Below are 1,280 nucleotides of genomic sequence, written 5' to 3' on the forward strand. Positions count from 1 at the left end.
TGCTGATACTGAGTTCTTTCGTGCATCGCAACACCTTATACGAAACGGGTGTTGCACTTCAGATTTGAGGCTGCCGTACTAATGTAGGCTAAGCCGCACCTTTTGGAAAACGGTATGGATTGACCGTGATATCGCTGCTCGCGAAGAGCACGGGAAAACGCTCAAGCAACCTCCAGCAACAGCTGCGCCGCGGGCACGTAACATGGATCGGCTACTAATCCTGGCAAGCAAATACCGGCGAAAACGTAAAAATCTGCCCGGGCCACCGTGTATTGGCGGGATTAGTGCACCCAGTAGCAGAATTAGCGCACCTCAACAACCGATGCACGCTATCTCGCCCACCTGTTGCGGCTCGGCATCTTGCCCGAAGGCACCATCTTGCCGCCCGAGATACGCATGGTGCGCGATCTCGCACGCAAGCGGCAGCAACTCGTGCGTACGCGTAGCCAGCAAATTCTCGCGGTCGAGAACATTACCGCCCGCTACCAGGGCAACAGAATTCCTAGCAACCAGGTCAAGCGGCTGGACAGGGAAACCATCGAGCAGTTGCATCTGCCAGACGACGTATCACTCGCCCTTCAGGCCAACGTCGCGGTCATCACGACGCTCTCTGCCCAGATCGTGATTTTGGAAAAGCGTCTTCAGGAAAAAGTGCTGCTTCGACCCGAGTATGCATTGCTGATGACCGTGCCTGGTATTGGCCTCACCCTTGCCACCGTTATCCTGCTGGAAATCGGTTCGATCGAGCGTTTCGCCAGCGCTGGCAACTTCGCTTCCTACGCGCGCTGTGAAAGCCAGCATCTGAGCAACGGCAAGAAGAAAGGCGAAGGCAATTCTAGGAACGGCAACAAGTATCTCGCCTGGGCATTCGTCGAGGCAGCTAACTTCGCGCTGCGCGTTTGCGATCCGGCCCGGCGCTTCTATGAGCGCAAGAAGGCCAAAACCAATCCGGTCGTCGCCCGCAAGGCCCTGGCCCATAAGCTGGCGCGCGCGTGTTTCCATATGCTGAAGGAGCGCAAGCCATTTGATATGACCCGCTGCTTCGCATAGCGTTACGACGGCGACCGGCAAGCCCCGTTCCACGGATGGAGCCACAGCCACTGGTTTGAACGGGATACCGATTCGCCGTCGCCCCGTCGTGCAGTCAAAACGGATCGTCTGCGATGCGAACCACCCACAGATTGGCGCCGTTTGACCGGCAGCTGGGCAGCGACAATTGTTTTGGCCGGTCGTTGACGATCGTTTTGGCCGGTGGTGAGGAGTCGAAGGCGGCGCAGCCG

1 protein-coding gene is annotated in these 1,280 nt (G+C 57.7%); it reads left to right on the forward strand.

The genetic code is table 11. The features are described from left to right. Positions 1-396 precede the first annotated feature (396 nt). Positions 397-1,050, forward strand: a complete 654-nt coding sequence (locus AB6804_RS31825; RefSeq protein WP_370889829.1) for a transposase — start codon at positions 397-399, stop codon at positions 1,048-1,050. The last annotated feature ends 230 nt before the right edge of the window (positions 1,051-1,280 follow it).

Source organism: Caballeronia sp. RCC_10, assembly GCF_041360715.1.
In the GTDB taxonomy this organism is placed as follows: Bacteria; Pseudomonadota; Gammaproteobacteria; order Burkholderiales; family Burkholderiaceae; genus Caballeronia; species Caballeronia grimmiae.